General features: G+C 69.9%; 17 protein-coding genes and 2 tRNA genes. 6 read left to right on the top strand and 13 right to left on the bottom strand.

Features of this window, described 5'->3' with window-relative positions:
• Positions 1 to 133: 133 nt before the first annotated feature.
• The 3 genes from JWP54_RS07560 to JWP54_RS07550 form a co-directional block, all read right to left on the bottom strand.
• Complete coding sequence (locus tag JWP54_RS07560; protein ID WP_297369894.1) at positions 134 to 1,069, bottom strand: MoxR family ATPase; 936 nt, start codon at positions 1,067 to 1,069, stop codon at positions 134 to 136.
• A 146-nt stretch (positions 1,070 to 1,215) separates the two neighbouring features.
• Positions 1,216 to 1,704: a pantetheine-phosphate adenylyltransferase gene (gene coaD / locus JWP54_RS07555; protein WP_297369737.1), complete on the bottom strand. Its 489-nt coding sequence runs from the start codon at positions 1,702 to 1,704 to the stop codon at positions 1,216 to 1,218.
• Between the two features lie 97 nt (positions 1,705 to 1,801).
• A complete protein-coding gene (locus tag JWP54_RS07550; RefSeq protein WP_297369734.1) occupies positions 1,802 to 4,039 on the bottom strand; it encodes an ATP-dependent DNA helicase RecG in 2,238 nt (745 codons plus the stop codon).
• Positions 4,040 to 4,100: 61 nt separating this feature from the next.
• On the opposite strand from JWP54_RS07550, the gene rsmD reads away from it, so the two are divergent.
• Complete coding sequence (rsmD, locus tag JWP54_RS07545; protein ID WP_297369732.1) at positions 4,101 to 4,676, top strand: 16S rRNA (guanine(966)-N(2))-methyltransferase RsmD; 576 nt, start codon at positions 4,101 to 4,103, stop codon at positions 4,674 to 4,676.
• 97 nt (positions 4,677 to 4,773) lie between these two features.
• Positions 4,774 to 5,316, top strand: a complete 543-nt coding sequence (locus JWP54_RS07540; RefSeq protein WP_297369729.1) for a flavodoxin domain-containing protein — start codon at positions 4,774 to 4,776, stop codon at positions 5,314 to 5,316.
• Between the two features lie 68 nt (positions 5,317 to 5,384).
• Here the strand turns inward: JWP54_RS07540 and thiL are convergent, their stop codons facing one another.
• Complete coding sequence (thiL, locus tag JWP54_RS07535; protein WP_297369726.1) at positions 5,385 to 6,395, bottom strand: thiamine-phosphate kinase; 1,011 nt, start codon at positions 6,393 to 6,395, stop codon at positions 5,385 to 5,387.
• A 24-nt stretch (positions 6,396 to 6,419) separates the two neighbouring features.
• Between thiL and JWP54_RS07530 the strand changes: the two genes are divergently transcribed.
• Positions 6,420 to 6,986, top strand: a complete 567-nt coding sequence (locus tag JWP54_RS07530) for a DUF3515 family protein (protein ID WP_297369723.1) — start codon at positions 6,420 to 6,422, stop codon at positions 6,984 to 6,986.
• Positions 6,987 to 7,093: 107 nt separating this feature from the next.
• On the opposite strand, the gene JWP54_RS07525 is transcribed toward JWP54_RS07530, so the two are convergent.
• The 6 genes from JWP54_RS07525 to leuC all read right to left on the bottom strand — a co-directional run bounded on the left by JWP54_RS07525 (position 7,094) and on the right by leuC (position 13,559).
• Positions 7,094 to 8,221 carry a D-alanine--D-alanine ligase family protein gene (locus JWP54_RS07525; RefSeq protein WP_297369720.1) on the bottom strand — a complete coding sequence of 376 codons (1,128 nt, stop codon included), beginning with the start codon at positions 8,219 to 8,221 and terminating at the stop codon, positions 7,094 to 7,096.
• A complete protein-coding gene (locus tag JWP54_RS07520; protein WP_297369717.1) occupies positions 8,124 to 9,251 on the bottom strand; it encodes an NAD(P)H-dependent glycerol-3-phosphate dehydrogenase in 1,128 nt (375 codons plus the stop codon). Before JWP54_RS07520 ends, JWP54_RS07525 begins: the two co-directional genes overlap by 98 nt.
• Positions 9,241 to 10,062: a 1-acyl-sn-glycerol-3-phosphate acyltransferase gene (locus JWP54_RS07515; protein WP_297369715.1), complete on the bottom strand. Its 822-nt coding sequence runs from the start codon at positions 10,060 to 10,062 to the stop codon at positions 9,241 to 9,243. The genes JWP54_RS07520 and JWP54_RS07515 overlap by 11 nt, the downstream gene beginning before the upstream one ends.
• A 7-nt stretch (positions 10,063 to 10,069) precedes the next feature.
• Entirely contained in the window at positions 10,070 to 11,389 is a 1,320-nt protein-coding gene (murA, locus tag JWP54_RS07510) for a UDP-N-acetylglucosamine 1-carboxyvinyltransferase (protein WP_297369891.1), read from the bottom strand.
• 98 nt (positions 11,390 to 11,487) lie between these two features.
• A complete protein-coding gene (gene leuD, locus JWP54_RS07505) occupies positions 11,488 to 12,096 on the bottom strand; it encodes a 3-isopropylmalate dehydratase small subunit (RefSeq protein ID WP_297369711.1) in 609 nt (202 codons plus the stop codon).
• Between the two features lie 11 nt (positions 12,097 to 12,107).
• Positions 12,108 to 13,559, bottom strand: coding sequence for a 3-isopropylmalate dehydratase large subunit (leuC, locus tag JWP54_RS07500; RefSeq protein ID WP_297369889.1), 1,452 nt, complete (start codon positions 13,557 to 13,559; stop codon positions 12,108 to 12,110).
• A 38-nt stretch (positions 13,560 to 13,597) separates the two neighbouring features.
• On the opposite strand from leuC, the gene JWP54_RS07495 reads away from it, so the two are divergent.
• The 3 genes from JWP54_RS07495 to JWP54_RS07485 all read left to right on the top strand — a co-directional run bounded on the left by JWP54_RS07495 (position 13,598) and on the right by JWP54_RS07485 (position 15,377).
• On the top strand, positions 13,598 to 14,290 hold the full coding sequence (locus JWP54_RS07495; RefSeq protein WP_297369707.1) for an IclR family transcriptional regulator: 693 nt from the start codon (positions 13,598 to 13,600) through the stop codon (positions 14,288 to 14,290).
• Positions 14,291 to 14,369: 79 nt separating this feature from the next.
• On the top strand, positions 14,370 to 14,594 hold the full coding sequence (locus tag JWP54_RS07490; RefSeq protein WP_297369705.1) for a hypothetical protein: 225 nt from the start codon (positions 14,370 to 14,372) through the stop codon (positions 14,592 to 14,594).
• 63 nt (positions 14,595 to 14,657) lie between these two features.
• Complete coding sequence (locus JWP54_RS07485; protein ID WP_297369702.1) at positions 14,658 to 15,377, top strand: HNH endonuclease; 720 nt, start codon at positions 14,658 to 14,660, stop codon at positions 15,375 to 15,377.
• 23 nt (positions 15,378 to 15,400) lie between these two features.
• Here the strand turns inward: JWP54_RS07485 and JWP54_RS07480 are convergent.
• The 3 genes from JWP54_RS07480 to gltX all read right to left on the bottom strand — a co-directional run bounded on the left by JWP54_RS07480 (position 15,401) and on the right by gltX (position 17,111).
• A tRNA-Glu gene (locus tag JWP54_RS07480) sits at positions 15,401 to 15,473 on the bottom strand.
• A 36-nt stretch (positions 15,474 to 15,509) separates the two neighbouring features.
• Positions 15,510 to 15,581: transfer RNA gene (locus JWP54_RS07475), tRNA-Gln, on the bottom strand.
• 84 nt (positions 15,582 to 15,665) lie between these two features.
• Positions 15,666 to 17,111, bottom strand: coding sequence for a glutamate--tRNA ligase (gltX, locus tag JWP54_RS07470; RefSeq protein ID WP_367274192.1), 1,446 nt, complete (start codon positions 17,109 to 17,111; stop codon positions 15,666 to 15,668).
• Position 17,112 lies beyond the last annotated feature (1 nt).

The raw sequence follows: 17,112 nt of genomic DNA, 5'->3' as shown, positions 1-17,112 counted from the left end.
CGTGCCTGGCCCGCGGTGATTTCCGTCATGTTCGAAGCAACGCTCGGCTGCGCCGCGCCCACTGGCGCCACGGCCCGTTCCTCTGCGTCTCATCCATCATGACGCCGATACCCGCCGCGGCCCAGCCCACCGGCTACAACCGGCCCTGCGAACCCGTCGGCACCGGCGTCGATGCCAGGATCCGGCGCACCGTCTCCTCGATGAGCAGGGCGCTGTCCTGGGAGCGATGCCCGAGGGCCCGGGTGGTCGGTACCAGCCGGTGGCCGAGGACCGCTACGGCAAGGGTGTCGATGTCGTCGGGGAGGACATACTCCCGGCCGTGCAGCGCGGCCTGCGCCTTCGCGGCTCGGATCAGCTGCAGGGTCGCGCGCGGGCTGGCGCCCAGCCGCAGGTCACGGTCGTCCCTCGTGGCGCGCACCACCGCCACGGCGTATTCCTTGACCGCACTGGACGCGAACACGGCACGGGCGGCCGTCATCATGCCACGCAGTTGACCCGCGGTCACCACGGCGTCGATCTGGGCGAGCGGGCTGCTGATGTCACGGGAGTCCAGCATCGCCAATTCGGACGCGGAGTCCGGGTAGCCCATCGAGATACGCGCCATGAACCGGTCGCGCTGCGCTTCGGGCAGCGCGTAGGTGCCTTCCATCTCGATCGGGTTCTGCGTGGCCACCACCGTGAAGGGGCGCTCGAGCCGGTAGCTGTGGCCGTCCACAGTGACCTGGCGTTCCTCCATGCACTCGAGCAGCGCAGACTGGGTCTTCGGACTGGCCCGGTTGATCTCATCGCCGATCACGATGTTGGCGAAGATGGGGCCGGGTTTGAACTCGAACCGGCGATCGATCTGGTTGTACACCGACACACCCGTCACGTCGGAGGGCAGCAGGTCGGGCGTGAACTGGATACGGGTGACGCTGGAATCCACCGACCTGGCCAGGGCCTTGGCGAGCATGGTCTTACCGACCCCCGGAACGTCCTCGATAAGGAGATGTCCCTCCGCAAGCAACACGGTCAGCGCGATCTGCACCGCGGAATGCTTCCCGTCGATGACCGACTCGACATTGCGCATGATCGCCAGCGCGGCGCGCTGCACATCGTCGAGGGAAACGGTCTCGTCGCCGTCCGCCCGCCCGTAGGCGTCGGCCCCACCGCTCTGGTGAACGGGGGCGGTTCCGGTCGAGACTCCGCCGGTGATCAGCCGCCCCGGATTCGCGTTCATGCGAGCGGTCGATTCAGGAAGGCCGCCACCGACGGCGGCACGTATGGCGCGATGTCACCGCCCAGGGCTGCGACCTGCCGCACCAGCGAGCTCGAGACGTGTGCGTGCGCCGGATCCGGCAACATGAACACGGTCTCGACCGCCGCCAGATTGCGGTTGACGATCGCCATCGGTGTCTCATAGGCCACGTCGATCTGCGAGCGGATGCCCTTGACCAGAACGCTGGCCCCCACGTCGATGCAGTAGTCCACGAGCAGCCCGACGCTCCACGAGCTCACGACGATGTTCGACGGCAGATCGCCCTCGGCGATGGACCGTTCGATGAGGGACACCCGCTGCGTGATGGGGAGCAGTGCCGACTTGGCCGGGTTGTGCACCACGAGAACATGAAGCTCGTCGAACAGGCCCGCCGCTCGCTGGATCACGTCAAGATGCCCCAGGGTGACGGGGTCGAAGGAACCAGGGACAACGGCGATCCGGCGCATACGGTTCACCCTAGCGCCAGCCCGGAGCGCCCGCTGCCCGGGCCGCCGGATTGGGTGGACGTCGGGACGATTGCCAGCAAGCCCGGTCTGGTCCGGTTCAGCCCTTGGACAGCGCGGCCCGCTCCGAGTCGTCGAGGCGACGTCGCACGGCGGCCCGCAACGCGGGGATCGTGCGGATCTCCGGGTCTCCCCCGATGAGTTCCCGAGCCGCGGTGCGCGCGTCGGAAATGATGTCGCCGTCGGTCGCCACCCGGAGCAGCCGGAGCGAGGACTGCCCGCCGGACTGGAACCGCCCCAGGACATCGCCCTCCTGGCGTTGCTCGAGGTCCACCTGGGCCAGCTCGAATCCGTCGAGTGTCTTGGCGACCGCCTCGATCCGTTCCCGGGCCGGCGAGCCGATCGGCGCGGTCGTCACGAGCAGGCACAGGCCGGGGACACCGCCGCGGCCGACCCGGCCGCGCAGCTGGTGCAGCTGCGAGACCCCGAACCGGTCCGCGTCCATCACCACCATCGCGGAGGCGTTGGGCACGTCGACACCCACCTCGATCACGGTGGTGGCCACGAGCACCTGGATGTCGCCGGCCGCGAACGCCTGCATGGTGGCGTCCTTCTCGTCGGTGCTCATGGCGCCGTGCAGCCCTTCGATGCGGGCGGCCCTCAGCAGCGGATGCCGGCGAAGATCGGCGAGCAACTCCTCGACGGTGGTCATCGGAGCGGCGTCGAAGTCGATCTCCTCGCCCTGCTCAAGCTTCTTCGGAGCGATGGCCGGGCACACCACGAAACACTGCCGGCCCAGCGCAAGTTCCTCCGACAGACGCTGCCAGACCCGCATCACCCAGGCCGGTTTCTCGTCGAGCGGCACGACGAAGCTCTCGATGCCCGGCCGCCCGGCGGGGAGCATGGCGATGGTGCTCACGTCGAGGTCGCCGAAAACCGTCATGGCGATGGTGCGGGGAATGGGGGTGGCGGTGAGAACGAGCACGTGCGGCGGCAGCTCGGCCTTGAGCCGGAGGGCTTCCCGCTGGTCGACGCCGAACCGGTGCTGTTCGTCGATCACGACGAGCCCGAGGTCGAAGAACTGCACGGCATCGCTGAGCAGGGCGTGGGTACCGATGACGATGCGCGCCTGCCCGGACACCGTGCGCAGCAGCGCCTTGCGCCGGGCGGCTGCGGGCAGCTGGCCGGTCAGCAGCGTAGGCATCAGTTCGGCCGCCAGGTCGGGCCCCAGGATGCTGGTCATCGAGCGCAGGTGTTGCCCGGCGAGCACCTCGGTGGGGGCGAGCAGCGCCGCCTGGCCGCCCGAGTCCGCCACGGCGAGCATGGCCCGTAAGGCGACGACGGTCTTTCCGGAGCCCACCTCACCCTGCACGAGCCGGTTCATGGGCGCGGTCAGCCCCATGTCCCGCGCAATCTCGGCGCCGGTGACCTCCTGGTCGACGGTGAGCGCGAAGGGCAGAGCCGCGTCGAAGCGCTCCAGGTACCCGCCGGGTACCGGCAACCGCACCGTGGTACGCAGGGCCCGGTGCTCGGTGTGCTGCTGCACGAGCACGCACTGCAGCACGAAGGCCTCGGTGAACCGCAGCGTCGCCCTGGCCGCGTTCCATTCTTCGTCGGTGACGGGGCGGTGGATGAGGGTGAGCGCGTCGCGGTGTCCGAGGAGGGACCGCTCCAGGCGCATCTGCTCCGGGATCGGGTCGTCGACCGGGCCGAGCTGCCCCAGCACGTCCACGATGATCTTGGCGATCTGCCAGCTGGTCATGGCCGCGGTGGCCGGGTAAATGGGGATGGGCCGCTGCCCCCAGAGCCGGGCCTCCGCCGCATCGGCCGTCGAGATCGTGGCATCCATCGGGTCGTCACTGCCGGGCACGATCTGGTAGTCGGGCTGGGCGAGCTGGCGGGATTTGTTGAAGACCGTGACCTTGCCGGAGAACATCCCGCGCATGCCCGGGCGCAGGGTCTTGATCAGCCACGGTTTGTTGAAGAAGGTGAGCGGGAGCATGCCGTGGCCGTCGGAGATCACGACCTTGGTGCGGTGCAGCGCCTTCTTGCCCGGCTGCGCGCGGCCGTAGTCCTGAACGCTGACCGAGATCACCTCGGCCAGCACGGTGACGGATTCGTCGAGGGGCAGTTCGGCCAGGGTGGTGAGCTCGCCGCGCCGGGCGTAACGGCGCGGGTAGTGGCTGAGCAGGTCGGCCACCGTGGCCATGCCGAAGGCCTTGGCCAGCACGGTGGCGGGGCCAGCGGCCAGGACGACGCGCAACGGGGAGTCCAGGGTCAGCGGGGTGGGGTCGTCGAAAGGGTCGCGCGGGGTGGCGGCGGCATCCGAACCGGTCATACTTCGATGCTAAACGTCCCCACCGACAGCGGATGCAGCCCGGCCGCTAGGCTCGAAGCAAATGACGCGAATTATCGCCGGGTTCGCCGGCTCCCTCACCCTCACCGTGCCGGCGAAGGGCACCCGCCCCACCAGCGACCAGGTCCGCGAGGCGATGTTCTCCGCCCTCGATGCGCGCGACGCCGTGCGCGGCTACCGGGTGCTCGACCTCTATGCCGGCTCTGGGGCGCTCGGCCTCGAGGCCGCCAGCCGGGGCGCCCGGGTGGTCACCCTGGTGGAGAACGGCTTCGCCGCCAGCCAGTCCTGCCGCAAGAACGCCGCGGCCGTGCACAAGGCCGCGCCCCAGGGAACCGAGCTGTCCATCTCCGTGTCCAGCCAGGCGGTGGCGTCGTTCCTGGCCTCCACCCCGGACGGCTTCGACCTGGTCTTCCTCGACCCGCCGTACGACCTTCCCGACAGCGAACTGGCCGCGAATCTCGCCGCCCTGACCCCGTTGCTCGACCGCGACGCCCTCGTGGTGGTGGAACGGTCCTCCCGGTCCCCCGAACCCATGTGGGGCCCCGGCCTCGAACGGGAGCGGCGCAAGAGCTATGGCGACACGACCCTCTGGTACGCCGCGGTCGCCAGCCCCTCCTGACGCGGCCATCGCCGGGAGGGCTGGTCAGAACGTAATTTCAGGCATAGCGTGGGCTGTGCGGCCAAATCCCGGCCACCGCGAGCGAAAGGTCGACTCCGTGCGCGTAGCGGTTGTCTGTGCAAGCCATTACGGCGCCACGAAGGGCATCGCGGAACGGATCGGCGCCGAACTCAGGCTCGCCGGCATCGACACCGAAGTGTTCGACGCGGCGGAGCCGCCGCACGCCGAGAAGGTCGCGGGATTCGACGCCTTCGTCGTGGGGAGCGCCGTCTACCTGGGGCACTGGCTGGCGGCCGCGTCGACCTTCGTACGACACCACCAGCCCACGTTGCTGGAGCATCTCGTGTGGTTGTTCAGCAGCGGCCCGCTCGGTACCGCGGACACCGATGCGGACGGTGTCGACCTGCGCGAGATCAACGTCCCGGCCGAAATCGCCGACTTCAGCACCACGGTGCGGCCCGTCGAGGACCGCGTTTTCTTCGGCGCCATCGACCCTGGAGCGTTGAGTCTGCCGCACCGCATGATTCGCAAGTTCCCTGGTGCCGCCGAGAAGATCCCGGCCGGCTACTTCCGGAACTGGCCCGAGATCGAAGCCTGGGCCCGCGACATCGCCCGCACCCTCGTCAAGGCCCCGCGCTAGTTGGCCTCGGTGCCGCGACCCGGGCCCCGCGGGCCGCACCTAAGCGGCGCCCCCACCTTGCAGCCGGCTCAGCCGACGGCGCCGTCCCAGCCCAGGTACGGGTCCCAGCCGCCCTGCGTGTGCGGTCGGCCGTCCACCAGGACGACGCCCGCCTGGTCGGTGACTTCGCCGAGGCGCCGAAATCCCGCCGGGAGCGCCGCGTCGGGCGGGAACGTGGCGAGGAGGCCGTGATCCTCGCCGCCGCCGAGCGCGAGCTCCGGCCGGGCGCCCAGGGCCGCTGAGTCGAAGTTCACGCCGACCCGGCTGGCCCGGGCGAGCCGGCCCGCGTCGATGGCCAGGCCGTCGGACACGTCGAGCATGGCTGTCGCGCCGGCCAGCGCCGCAACCGGCCCCAGGTGGATTGGCGGCTCCGGTGCCAGCTGGGCGTCGACGAACTGCCGTTGCTGGGCCTTGAGCGCGTCGGCGTGCACGCTGCTGGGTACACCGTCGGAGTCGACCCCGTGGCGGAACAGCAAGCCGAGGCCGATCCCGGCGTCACCGAGCCGACCGGCGTGCGCGACGACGTCCCCGACGGAGGCCCCCGAGCGCAGCACCGGAGGTCGGCCCTCGAGGTCGCCGAACGCGGTGATCGACAGGGTCAGCGCGTCGGAGGCCGAGAGGTCGCCGCCCACGACGCCGCACCCGGGGGCGAGCGCCGCACAGCCGTCCCGCAGCCCGTCGGCGATGCCCAGGATCACCGAGATCGGGGTGGACGGCGGTGCGGCGATCGCCACCACCAGCGCCGTCGGCCGGGCGCCCATCGCTGCCACGTCGGAGAGGTTGGTGGCGGCGGCCTTCCAGCCCAGGTTGTGCGGGGTCGACCAGGCCAGGCGGAAGTCCGGTCCCTGCACCATCATGTCGCAGGTGACGACGAACCGGCCGTCCGCGGCGGAGAGCACGGCGGCGTCGTCGCCCGGGCCGAGCAGCTCGGTGTCGGCGTGCGGCAGCCGCGGGAAAATCTGGGCGAGGACCTCACCCTCGGTCAGGTCCGCCAGGGTCTTCTCGGCCGGCGCCGGCATCGCGGCCGCTGCATTCGTCATACTTCAAACGGTAACCTGAATGCGATGACTCCCCCGCTCACGCACCTGCACACCGACAGCGCGCCCCGCCCCGAAGCCGGCGCCGCCCGGCACCGCACCGCTCGCTCAGTCCGCACCGCCGGGGCGGTGCTGCTCAGCGTCGCCGCCGTAGCGCTGGCCGGATGCTCCGCCGCCGTTCCCATGCAGGCCGCAGACGATGCCGTGAATCCGGACTGCGCCGATGTCATCGTGCACCTGCCCGCCTCGGTCGCCGACCAGCCGGAGCGCGAGACCAACGCCCAGGCCACGGGCGCCTGGGGCGACCCGACCGCCGTGCTGCTCACCTGCGGGGTCACGGTGCCGGGGCCCACTACGCTGCCCTGTGTGAACATCAATGGCATCGACTGGATCGAAGACGACTCGGAGGCGCCCAACTACCGGTACACGACGTACGGCCGTGACCCCGCCACCGAGGTCTACATCGATTCCGAGCTGGTCAGCGGCTCGACCACGATGGTCGACCTGGCCGACGCCATCGGATACATTCCCGCCACCTCCCAGTGCCTGGACGCCGCCGACGTCACCCTGCCGACCGAGACCCCGGCCCCGTAACACCCCGCTCCTTCGGAAGCGCCCCTCCGTCGTGAGATGACACTTGAGGCCCATTCAGACGCTCTGAGGGGGCCTCAACCGGCAAGTCGCGGGCGGGCGGGAAAGCGCTAGTCGGCGACGACGGCGGATGTGCGGCGGCGGCGGTGCGCCGCACGGGCCAGGGCCACGTCGATGAGCTCGTCGATCAGCTGCGGGTAGGTGTACCCGCTGGCCAACCAGCAGCTGGGGAACATCGAGATCGGTGTGAAGCCGGGCATCGTGTTGATCTCGTTGATCACCCAGCCCTCCGCGGTCAGGAAGAAGTCCACCCGGGCCAGGCCGCCGGCGTCGATTGCCTCGAAGGCCCGCACCGCGATGCGCTGCATTTCGGCCAGGTCGGCCGCGGCGAGGTTCGCCGGGCAGACCAGGTCGATGCCGGCGGCGTCGAGGTACTTGGCGGCGAAGTCGTAGAAGTCGCGGCCGGTGACGACGACCTCGCCGGCGACGGAGGCGTGGGCGGGCTCGCCGGGGCGGCCCTGCAGCACGGCGACCTCGAGTTCCCGGCCGACCAGGCCGGTCTCGATGAGCACTTTGTCGTCCTCGGACAGCGCGACGGTCATGGCCTCGGCCAGCTGGTCCGCCGAGGTGACCCGGCTGACACCGACGCTGGAGCCGGCGCGGGCGGGCTTGACGAAGGCGGGCAGGCCGAGGTCTTCGAGCGCGGCGTAGGCCATCCCGGGGGCCTCCGCCCAGTCATCCGCTGAAATGGTGCGCCACGGCGCCACGGCCAGCGACGCCTGCTGCAGCACGGTCTTGGTGAAGTGCTTGTCCATGCCGATGGCGGAGGCGAGCACGCCGGAGCCGACGAACGGCAGGTCGACGAGTTCGAGCATCCCCTGCACCGTGCCGTCCTCGCCGTAGGGGCCGTGCAGGATCGGGAAGACCAGGTCGATGCTGCCCAGGCTCCGCCGGCCGGATGCGTCGACGACGCTCAGTTCCCGGCTGGCGGCGCTGTCGGGCCAGAGCACCCGGGTGCCGTTGTCGATTACTTCCGGCAGGGCCGCCGCGGACAACGTGAACTTTGTCGGGTCGTCGTCCTCGAGCACGAACGCGCCGCCCCGGGTGATGCCGACCGGGATGACGGTGTACCGGTCGCGGTCAATTGCGGCCAGTACTCCGCCCGCTGTGGCGCAGCTGATCGAATGTTCGCTTGAACGCCCCCCAAACAGCAGCGCTACCGTGAGTTTGTCCGTCATCAATGGTCCTTTCACCCTGCGGTGCGCCGGAGTCAGTCGTGAGGTGGGGCGCGATATCCCGCGGCTTCAGCGTACCGGCCAGCACCTGTCGCACCTGTTCGACGATGGGCATGTCGACACCCTTGGCGCCGGCCAGCTCGAGGATCGGGCCCACGGAGGCGAGGCCTTCGGTGGTCTGGTGCATCTGCGCGATGACGTCGTTGTAGCTGTAGCCCTGGCCGAGCAGTCGCCCAGCGGTGTTGTTGCGGGACAACGGCGACTGGCAGGTGGCGATGAGGTCGCCGAGGCCGGCCAGGCCGGCCAGCGTCTCCGGCTGCGCACCGTAGGCCACGGCGAAGTCGGTCATCTCCACGAGTCCGCGGGTGATGATCGACGCCTTGGTGTTCTCGCCGTAGCCGACACCGTCGACGATGCCGATCGCGACGGCGATGAGGTTCTTCAGCACGCCGCCGAACTCGGTGCCGATGACGTCGGTGTTCACATAGGAGCGGAAGTACTTCGTCGTGGCCAGCAGGGCCACCGCGTGGGCGGTCTCCAGGCTGGACGAGGACACCACGGCGGCCGTGGGCTGCTCCTTGGCGATCTCAAGGGCCAGGTTCGGCCCGGAGATGGCCGCGATGCGGGACGGGTCGATCGGCAGGATCTCTTCGATGACCTCGCTCATCCGCAGGCCGGATGCGCGTTCGACGCCCTTCATGAGCGACACGATGATCGCGTTGGGGGCCAGGAACGGTTCGGCGGCGATCAGGTTCTCCCGCAGCGACTGGCTCGGTACCGACACGAAGACCTGCTCGGCCCCGGCCAGGGCCAGGTCGAGCCGGGACGTCGCCCGCAGCCCGACGGGAAGGTTGATACCGGGCAGGTAGTCGCTGTTGCGGCGGCCCTCGGTGATCTCCCGCGCCAGTTCGGGCCGCCGGGCCCAGAGCACGACGTCGGCTCCCCCGTCGGTGAGGATCTTGGCAAAGGTGGTGCCCCAGCTTCCCGCGCCGAGAACGGCTACCCGGGTGCCTGGCTGGACTTTAGGCTTCAAAACGGCCGGTCTCTTCCTGATTGTGGTCAGAGGGATTCCAGCGTTTGACCGGTGCGGTCTCGTTTCGGAGGTCCTCGAGCAGGGCGGTGATGGCATCCATCACCACGGCGGTCGCCTCATTCAGCGTGGCCGTGTTGAGGGTGCGGTCGCGGAACTCGGCCAGGTCGATCGGGTCGCCGATCTTCACCAGGATGGTTTTGCGGGGAAACACGTTCAGCTTCTTGGAGTACCGCGGCATGATCTGCTGGGTGCCCCAGTGGGCGGCCGGCACGATGGGGATGCCCTGTTCGAGGGCGATCCGCACCGCGCCGGTTTTGCCGCGCATCGGCCACAGCTCCGGGTCGCGGGTGAGCGACCCCTCCGGGTACACGACCACCATCTGGCCGCGTTCAACCAGGGTGCGGGCCGCCTTGACGGGTTCGCTGCCGCGAACCGAGCCGCCGCGCTGCACGGGAATCTGCCCCGACTTGGTCAGCAACCAGCCCGCCACCGGCAGCTTGAACAGGGACGCCTTGGCCAGGAAGCGCGGCAGGCGGCCGAGCTTCCAGCTCACCATGCCCATCACGATCGGGTCGATCTCGCTGTAGTGGTTGGGGGCGAAGACGAACGCGCCCTGCCGCGGGAACTTGTCGCCGTCGGTGATGCGGTACCGGGCAACCACGTTCATCACCGGCACCACAAGCACCGCCAACAGCCAGAAGATCGACGGGGAGCTCTTTTCGCTTCTCACCGTGCCGGACTTCACCGGCGGGGTCGATGCGGGCTTGCTGGGTTCGGGCGGACGGGATTCTGGCACGTTTGAGTCTGGCACGGTGCCATTATCCTGCGAGATCGAAGTCAGCTCCCAACAGACGCAGCTTGGTGATGAAGTTCTCGTATCCGCGGCTGATGATTCCCACATTGCTCACCGTGGAGGTGCCCTCGGCCGTCAGGGCCGCGATCAGGTGGCTGAAGCCACCGCGCAGGTCGGGAACCTCGATGTCGGCTCCCACGAGCTTGGTGGGGCCGGCGATGACGGCGGAGTGGTTGAAGTTGCGCTGGCCGAAGCGGCACGGGTGGCCGCCGAGGCATTCGCGGTGGATCTGGATGGTGGCACCCATTTCGACCAGTGCGTCGACGAAGCCAAAGCGCTGTTCGTACACGGTCTCGTGCACGATCGACACGCCGTGGGCGTGGGTGAGGGCGATCACGAGCGGCTGCTGCCAGTCGGTCATGAAGCCGGGGTGGACATCCGTCTCTATGATGACGGGCTTGAGGTCGCCGCCTGGGTGGTAGAACCGGATGCCGTCGTCGTGGATGTCGAAGGCGCCGCCGACCTTGCGGAAGACGTTGAGGAAGGTGAGCATCTCGGCCTGCTTGGCGCCGCCGACGAAGATGTCGCCGTCGGTGGCCAGCGCGGCCGCGGCCCAGCTGGCGGCCTCGTTGCGGTCGAACAGGGCGCGGTGCTGGTAGCCCTGCAGGCTCGCGACACCCTCGATGCGGATCACCCGGTCGGTGTCGACCGTGATGATAGCGCCCATCTTCTGCAGGATGTTGATGAGATCCATGATCTCCGGCTCGATGGCCGCGTTCTTCAGTTCGGTGATGCCCTCGGCGCGCACGGCGGTGAGGAGCACCTGCTCGGTGGCGCCGACGCTCGGGTACGGCAGCTCCACCTTGGTGCCCTTGAGGCCGTTCGGCGCCGACATGCGGATGCCGTTGACCTGCTTCTCGACGACGGCGCCGAACTGGCGCAGCACCTCGAGGTGGTAGTCGATCGGGCGATCGCCGATGCGGCAACCGCCGAGGTCGGGGATAAACGCTTCGCCGAGGCGGTGCAGCAGCGGGCCGCAGAACAGGATCGGGATGCGGGAGGAGCCGGCGTGAGCGTCGATGTCGGCGTAGTGGGCGCTCTCGACGTCGACGGGGTCCAGCAGCAGGCTGCCGGGCTCGTCGCCCTCGGACACCTTCACGCCGTGCGCTTCGAGCAGCCCGCGCACGATGCGCACATCGCTGATGTTCGGCACATCTCGCAGGATGCTCGGGGTCTCACCGAGGAGGGCCGCGACCATGGCCTTGGTGACCAGGTTCTTCGCGCCCTTGACCTCGATGCGGCCGATCAGCGGGCGTCCGCCGCGGATGGTGATCTTGTCGCCCATCAGGCCCACGTTCGCTCCATGACTTTGCGCGTTGCCGCGCTGTGCGTTGTCGCGTACGCGATCTTCTTCGCGGACCTGCTCGTTTTCGCCGACGATGATCAAGAATTTACCTGCCTTGCGGGGAGAGTGCGGGGGCGCCAGGGCTCCCTGTGGGTTTCGAATTCTGCGATCCGCGCTTCGTCGCGCAGCGTGAGGCCGATGTCGTCCAGGCCTTCCAGCAGTCGCCATCTAGTGTATTCGTCGACCTCGAATGAGACTGTGAGGTCACCGACACTGGCGGTACAGGCAACCAGATCCACGGTCACTTCTATTCCGGGTTGCGCCTCGAGAATTTCCCAGAGGGTCTCCGCGTCGTCCTCACTGATCTGCCCGGCGAGCAGGCCCTGCTTGCCCGAGTTGCCCCGGAAGATGTCGCCGAACCGGGGGCTGAGCACCACGTCGAAGCCGAAGTCGCGAAGCGCCCAGACGGCGTGTTCGCGGGAGGATCCGGTGCCGAAGTCGGCGCCGACGACGAGGACCCTGGGGCTCTGGTAGGTGGGCTGGTTGAGAATGAACTCAGGATCCTGCCGCCATCCGTAGAACAGGGCGTCTTCGAATCCGGTCTTGGTGACCCGCTTGAGGAACACGGCGGGGATGATCTGGTCAGTGTCCACGTTGGAGCGGCGCATGGGTACGCCCACGCCGGTGACGGTGGTGAATTTCTGCATGTTCGGTGCTCCTACAGCTTCACGGGGATGAGATCGGCCGGCACGGCGTCGGCGGGGATGGTGCCGTCCTGCACGAGGTCCCAGGGGCTGGACAGGGTGCCACGGATGGCGGTGGCCGCGGCCACCAGCGGCGACACCAGGTGGGTGCGCCCGCCCTTTCCCTGCCGACCCTCGAAGTTGCGGTTGCTGGTGGAGGCGCAGCGCTCCCCCGGTGCGAGCTGGTCGGGGTTCATGCCCAGGCACATGGAGCAACCGGCGAAACGCCATTCGGCGCCGAAGGCCAGGAAGATCTTGTCGAGACCCTCGGCCTCGGCTTCGATGCGCACACGGGCGGACCCGGGCACCACGAGCATTCGCACACCATCGGCGATGGTCTTGCCCTTGATGATCCCGGCGGCGGCGCGCAGGTCTTCAACCCGGCTGTTGGTACAGGAGCCCAGGAACACGGTGTCGACGTGGATGTCCTTCATTGCGGTGCCGGCGGCCAGGTCCATGTACTCGAGGGCGCGTTCGGCGGCGCTGCGCTCGTTGGCGTCGTCGATCTCGGCGGGGTCGGGCACGGTATCGCTCAACGAAACGCCCTGGCCGGGGTTGGTGCCCCAGGTGACGAACGGCTCCAGGGCGTCGGCGTCGAGGATCACCTCCGCGTCGAAGGTGGCGCCTTCGTCCGTGGCCAGGGTGTCCCAGTACGCCACTGCGTCGTCCCAGTCCGCGCCCTGTGGCGCGTGTGCGCGGCCCTCGAGGTACGCGTAGGTGGTTGCGTCGGGGGCGACCATGCCGGCGCGGGCGCCGGCTTCGATCGACATGTTGCAGATGGTCATGCGGCCCTCCATGGAGAGGGCCCGGATGGCGCTGCCACGGTATTCGAGCACGTAGCCCTGGCCGCCGCCGGTGCCGATCTTCGCGATCACGGCGAGGATGATGTCCTTGGCGGTGACGCCGGGGCGCAGGGTGCCGTTCACGGTGATGGCCATGGTCTTGAATGGCTTCAGCGGCAGGGTCTGCGTGGCCATGACGTGCTCCACCTCGCTGGTGCCGATGCCCAGCGCCATCGCGCCGAAGGCTCCGTGCGTGGAGGTGTGCGAGTCGCCGCAGACGACGGTGATGCCGGGCTGGGTGAGGCCCAACTGCGGGCCGACCACGTGGACGATGCCCTGCTCGATGTCGCCCAGCGAATGCAGGCGGATGCCGAACTCGGCGCAGTTCTTGCGCAGCGTCTCCACCTGCGTGCGGCTGACGGGGTCCTCGATGACGAGCCCGGTCGTCGGGACGTTGTGGTCCTCGGTGGCGAGGGTGAGGTCCGGCCGGCGGACGGTGCGGCCGGCCAGGCGCAGGCCGTCGAAGGCCTGCGGGCTGGTGACCTCGTGGACGAGGTGCAGGTCGATGTAGACGAGGTCCGGCTCGCCCTCGGCGCGACGGACGACGTGCGCGTCCCAGACCTTCTCGGCGAGCGTGCGACCCATCGTTGCCATCCCAGCATGTGAGAAGTTAGTGTCACTACGTGGAACAGAGTAGCGGAGTCGGCGTCCTGGACAAGTCCGTCCTCGTGCTGGAGGCGGTGGAGTCCGGCGCCACCTCGCTGGCCGCCCTGGTGGAGCGGACGGGGCTGTCGCGGGCCACGGTGCACCGGCTGGCCGTGGCGCTCGAGGTGCACCGGCTGCTGGCCCGGGACCGCCACGGGCGCTGGCGGCTCGGACCCCGGCTCGGCGAGCTCGCCGGCGGACCCGTCGGCGACGACCTGCTGGAGCGGGCTGCCGGGGTGCTCCCGCGGCTGCGGGACACGACGGGCGAGAGCGCCCAGCTGTACCGGCGACAGGGCGAGCAGCGGGTCTGCGTCGCGGCGGCCGAGCGCGGCAGCGGCCTGCGGGACACCGTGCCCGTCGGGAGCTCGCTGCCGATGACGGCCGGTTCCGCGGCCCAGGTGCTGCTCGCCTGGGCGCCCGAGGACCCGCTGGTGCGGACAGCGGCCTTCACCCCGCGGACCCTGGCCGAGGTCCGGCGTCGGGGCTGGGCCCACTCGGTGGCCGAGCGCGAGTCCGGCGTGGCCTCGGTGTCGGCGCCGGTCCGCACCCGCGGCGGAGCCGTGGTGGCCGCGGTGAGCGTGAGCGGGCCGCTGGAGCGGCTGACCCGCTCCCCCGGGCGCCTGCACGCCCCTGCCGTCCTTGCCGCGGCCGCCGAGCTCGCCGCCGACTAGCGGGGACCGGGGCGAACTACCCCAAGAACGGTCACAACGGGCCATGGCGCCCGCCGCAGTTGGGCGGCACTGTCGACCCGTGACCCCCTCGCTGCACGCCGCCACCCGCACCTCCCGCCGCCCGGCACCCGTCGCCGACCTCGAGGCTCTCCGCGTGCGGAACGAGGACGTGGTCACGGCCGTGTCCGCGGCGCCCGTGCAGCACCTGCCGGCGGAGCTCCTGGACGCCCTGCTGGGGTCCTGGGGCACGCCGGAGGAGCTCGGGCTCGCCCCGCAGCGCCGCCTGCACGTCGTCGCCGGCTGAGCGCCACCTGCCGCCTGTGGATGCTCGCGTCGGCTTGTCGGACCCTGGAGCCAGCCTGACCGCATGCGGATCTGCGAGACCCTCGACTGCGACCGCGAGGTCTACGCGCGCGGGCACTGCGGGCGGCACTACAAGCAGCTGCTGCGACACGGTCAGGTGCAGCCGGACCGGGCGCCGACCACCTGCGCCGTGAGCAGCTGCGGGCGTGCAGCGGTCACCCGGGGCTGGTGCCACGGCCACTACCTGCGCTGGAGCCGCACGGGCGACGTGCGCGCGGACGTGCCGTTGACCCGGCCGAAGGCGGACACCTGCCAGGTCGAAGGCTGCCCCCGCGGCGCCGTCAGCGCTGGCCTGTGCCGGTCGCACAGCGAGCGTCGCCGCAAGCACGGCGATCCGACTGCAGGCGGGCCGCTCCGCACGATCACAGGCGACGGCTCGATCAGCCACGGCTACTGGTGGCGTGCCGTCCGACCGGACGAGCGGCACCTGGTGCCGCCCGGGCGTCGGGCCGAGTTCGAGCACCGGCTCGTGTTGGCGGCTTCGCTCGGCCGCCCGCTGAGGCCGGACGAAGTGGTGCATCACGTCAACGGCGAGCGCCTCGACAACCGGCTCGAGAACCTCGAGCTGTGGTCGACAGCGCAGCCGAAGGGGCAACGCGTGGCGGATGAGCTGGACTGGGCATGGGCGATGCTGCGCCGTTACGACGTGGAAGCCGTGAGCGCCCTGGGTCTGGACCTGGACCCGGAGACAGGTCTCCCGAACGGCGACTGTCCGACCACATGATGTGGTCGGACAGTCACGTTACGTAGCCCCGAAGGGATTCGAACCCTCGCTACCGCCGTGAGAGGGCGGCGTCCTAGGCCGCTAGACGACGGGGCCCTAGGCGTGCAGATGAAGTTGTCGAGCGGTCGTGCGCTGGGGTACCTGGACTCGAACCAAGACTAACGGAACCAGAAACCGTCGGGCTGCCAATTACCCCATACCCCATGGAGGCCGCCGGGGGGTCGCCCCTGCGGTCCGGCGAGAAGTCTAGCGGACGGCGTGGTCGGGCCGGCACCGCCGCAGGACGGATCAGGCGCCGGCAGCGGCTCGCAGCCGGCGCAGCGCGCGCTCGCGGCCGAGCAGCGCGATGGACTCCGGCAGCGGGGGGGCGATGGATGCACCGCAGACGGCCGTGCGCAGCGGCGTGTACGCCTTGCCGCGCTTGAGGCCGAGGCCGCCCTCGAGCAGCGCGCCGTCGATCGCCGCCTGGACCGTCTCGGCCGACCACTGCTCGACCGCCGAGAGCGCGTCCGCGGCGGCCGTCAGCACGGCACCGGAGCCCTCCCCCAGCGCCTTGGCGGCGGCGGCCGGGTCGACGCGGAAGACGTCCTCGTCCACGAACAGGAAGCGCACCAGGTCCGGCAGCTCGGACAGCACCGCCACGCGGGTCTGCACCAGCGGCACGACCGAGGCAAGTACAGCGAGCTCGTCCTCGGAGACCGGCAAGGACACCAGGCCGGCCGACACCAGGAACGGCAGCGCCCGGGCCGCGAAGTCCTGCTCCGACAGCTCGCGCACGTAGTGGCCGTTGAGCCAGCCGAGCTTGTCGAGGTCGAACACCGGACCGACGGTGTTCACGCGGCCCCAGTCGAAGGACTCCGACATCTGCGCGAAGGAGAACACCTCCTCCCCCGACGGCAGCGAGTAGCCCAGCAGTCCGAGGAAGTTCAGCAGCGCCTCGGGCAGGTAGCCCTGCTCCTGGAACCAGGTCAGCCGCGCTGCCGGGTTCTTCCGCTTGGAGATCTTGCTCTTGTCCACGTTGCGCAGCAGCGGCATGTGCGCGAACTGCGGGCGCTCCCAGCCCAGCCAGTCGAACAGCAGCAGGTGCTTCGGGGTGGAGCTGATCCACTCCTCGCCGCGCACCACGTGCGTGATGCCCATGAGGTGGTCGTCGACGACGACGGCAAGGTGGTAGGTCGGGAAGCCGTCGCCTTTGAGGATCACCTGGTCGTCGGGGCGCGGCGCGTTCACCTCGCCGCGGATGAGGTCCACGAACGACAGCGGCGGCTCGTCCGGCACGAGCATGCGAACGACCGGCGTCGGCGAGTATCCCGGGAGCGCCGCCCGCTCCTCCGCCGTCTTCCCGACGCACAGCCGGTCGTAGCCGGTCGGCACCTTGCGCTTCTGCTGGTCCTCGCGCATCTGCGTGAGCCGCTCGCCGCTGCACCAGCAGAGGTAGGCGTGCCCGTCGGCGAGCAGCTTGTCCACGTGCGGCTTGTAGGTCTCGAGCCGCTCGCTCTGCCGGTACGGCGCGTACGGGCCTCCGCGGTCGGGACCCTCGTCCCAGTCGAGCCCGAGCCAGCGCAGCGTGTCGTAGACCTGCTGCTCGCTGTCCTCGCGGAAGCGCGCGCGGTCGGTGTCCTCGACGCGCAGCACGAACTGGCCGCCCTGCTGGCGCGCGAAGGCCAGGTTGAACAGCGACATGTAGGCCGTGCCCACGTGCGGGTCACCGGTCGGAGAAGGGGCTACCCGCACC

The sequence above is a fragment of the Cryobacterium sp. genome, from assembly GCF_025463825.1.
GTDB lineage: Bacteria > Actinomycetota > Actinomycetes > Actinomycetales > Microbacteriaceae > Cryobacterium.
Note: the sequence above shows the minus strand (reverse complement) of the source record. Positions and strands in the feature narration are given on the sequence as shown.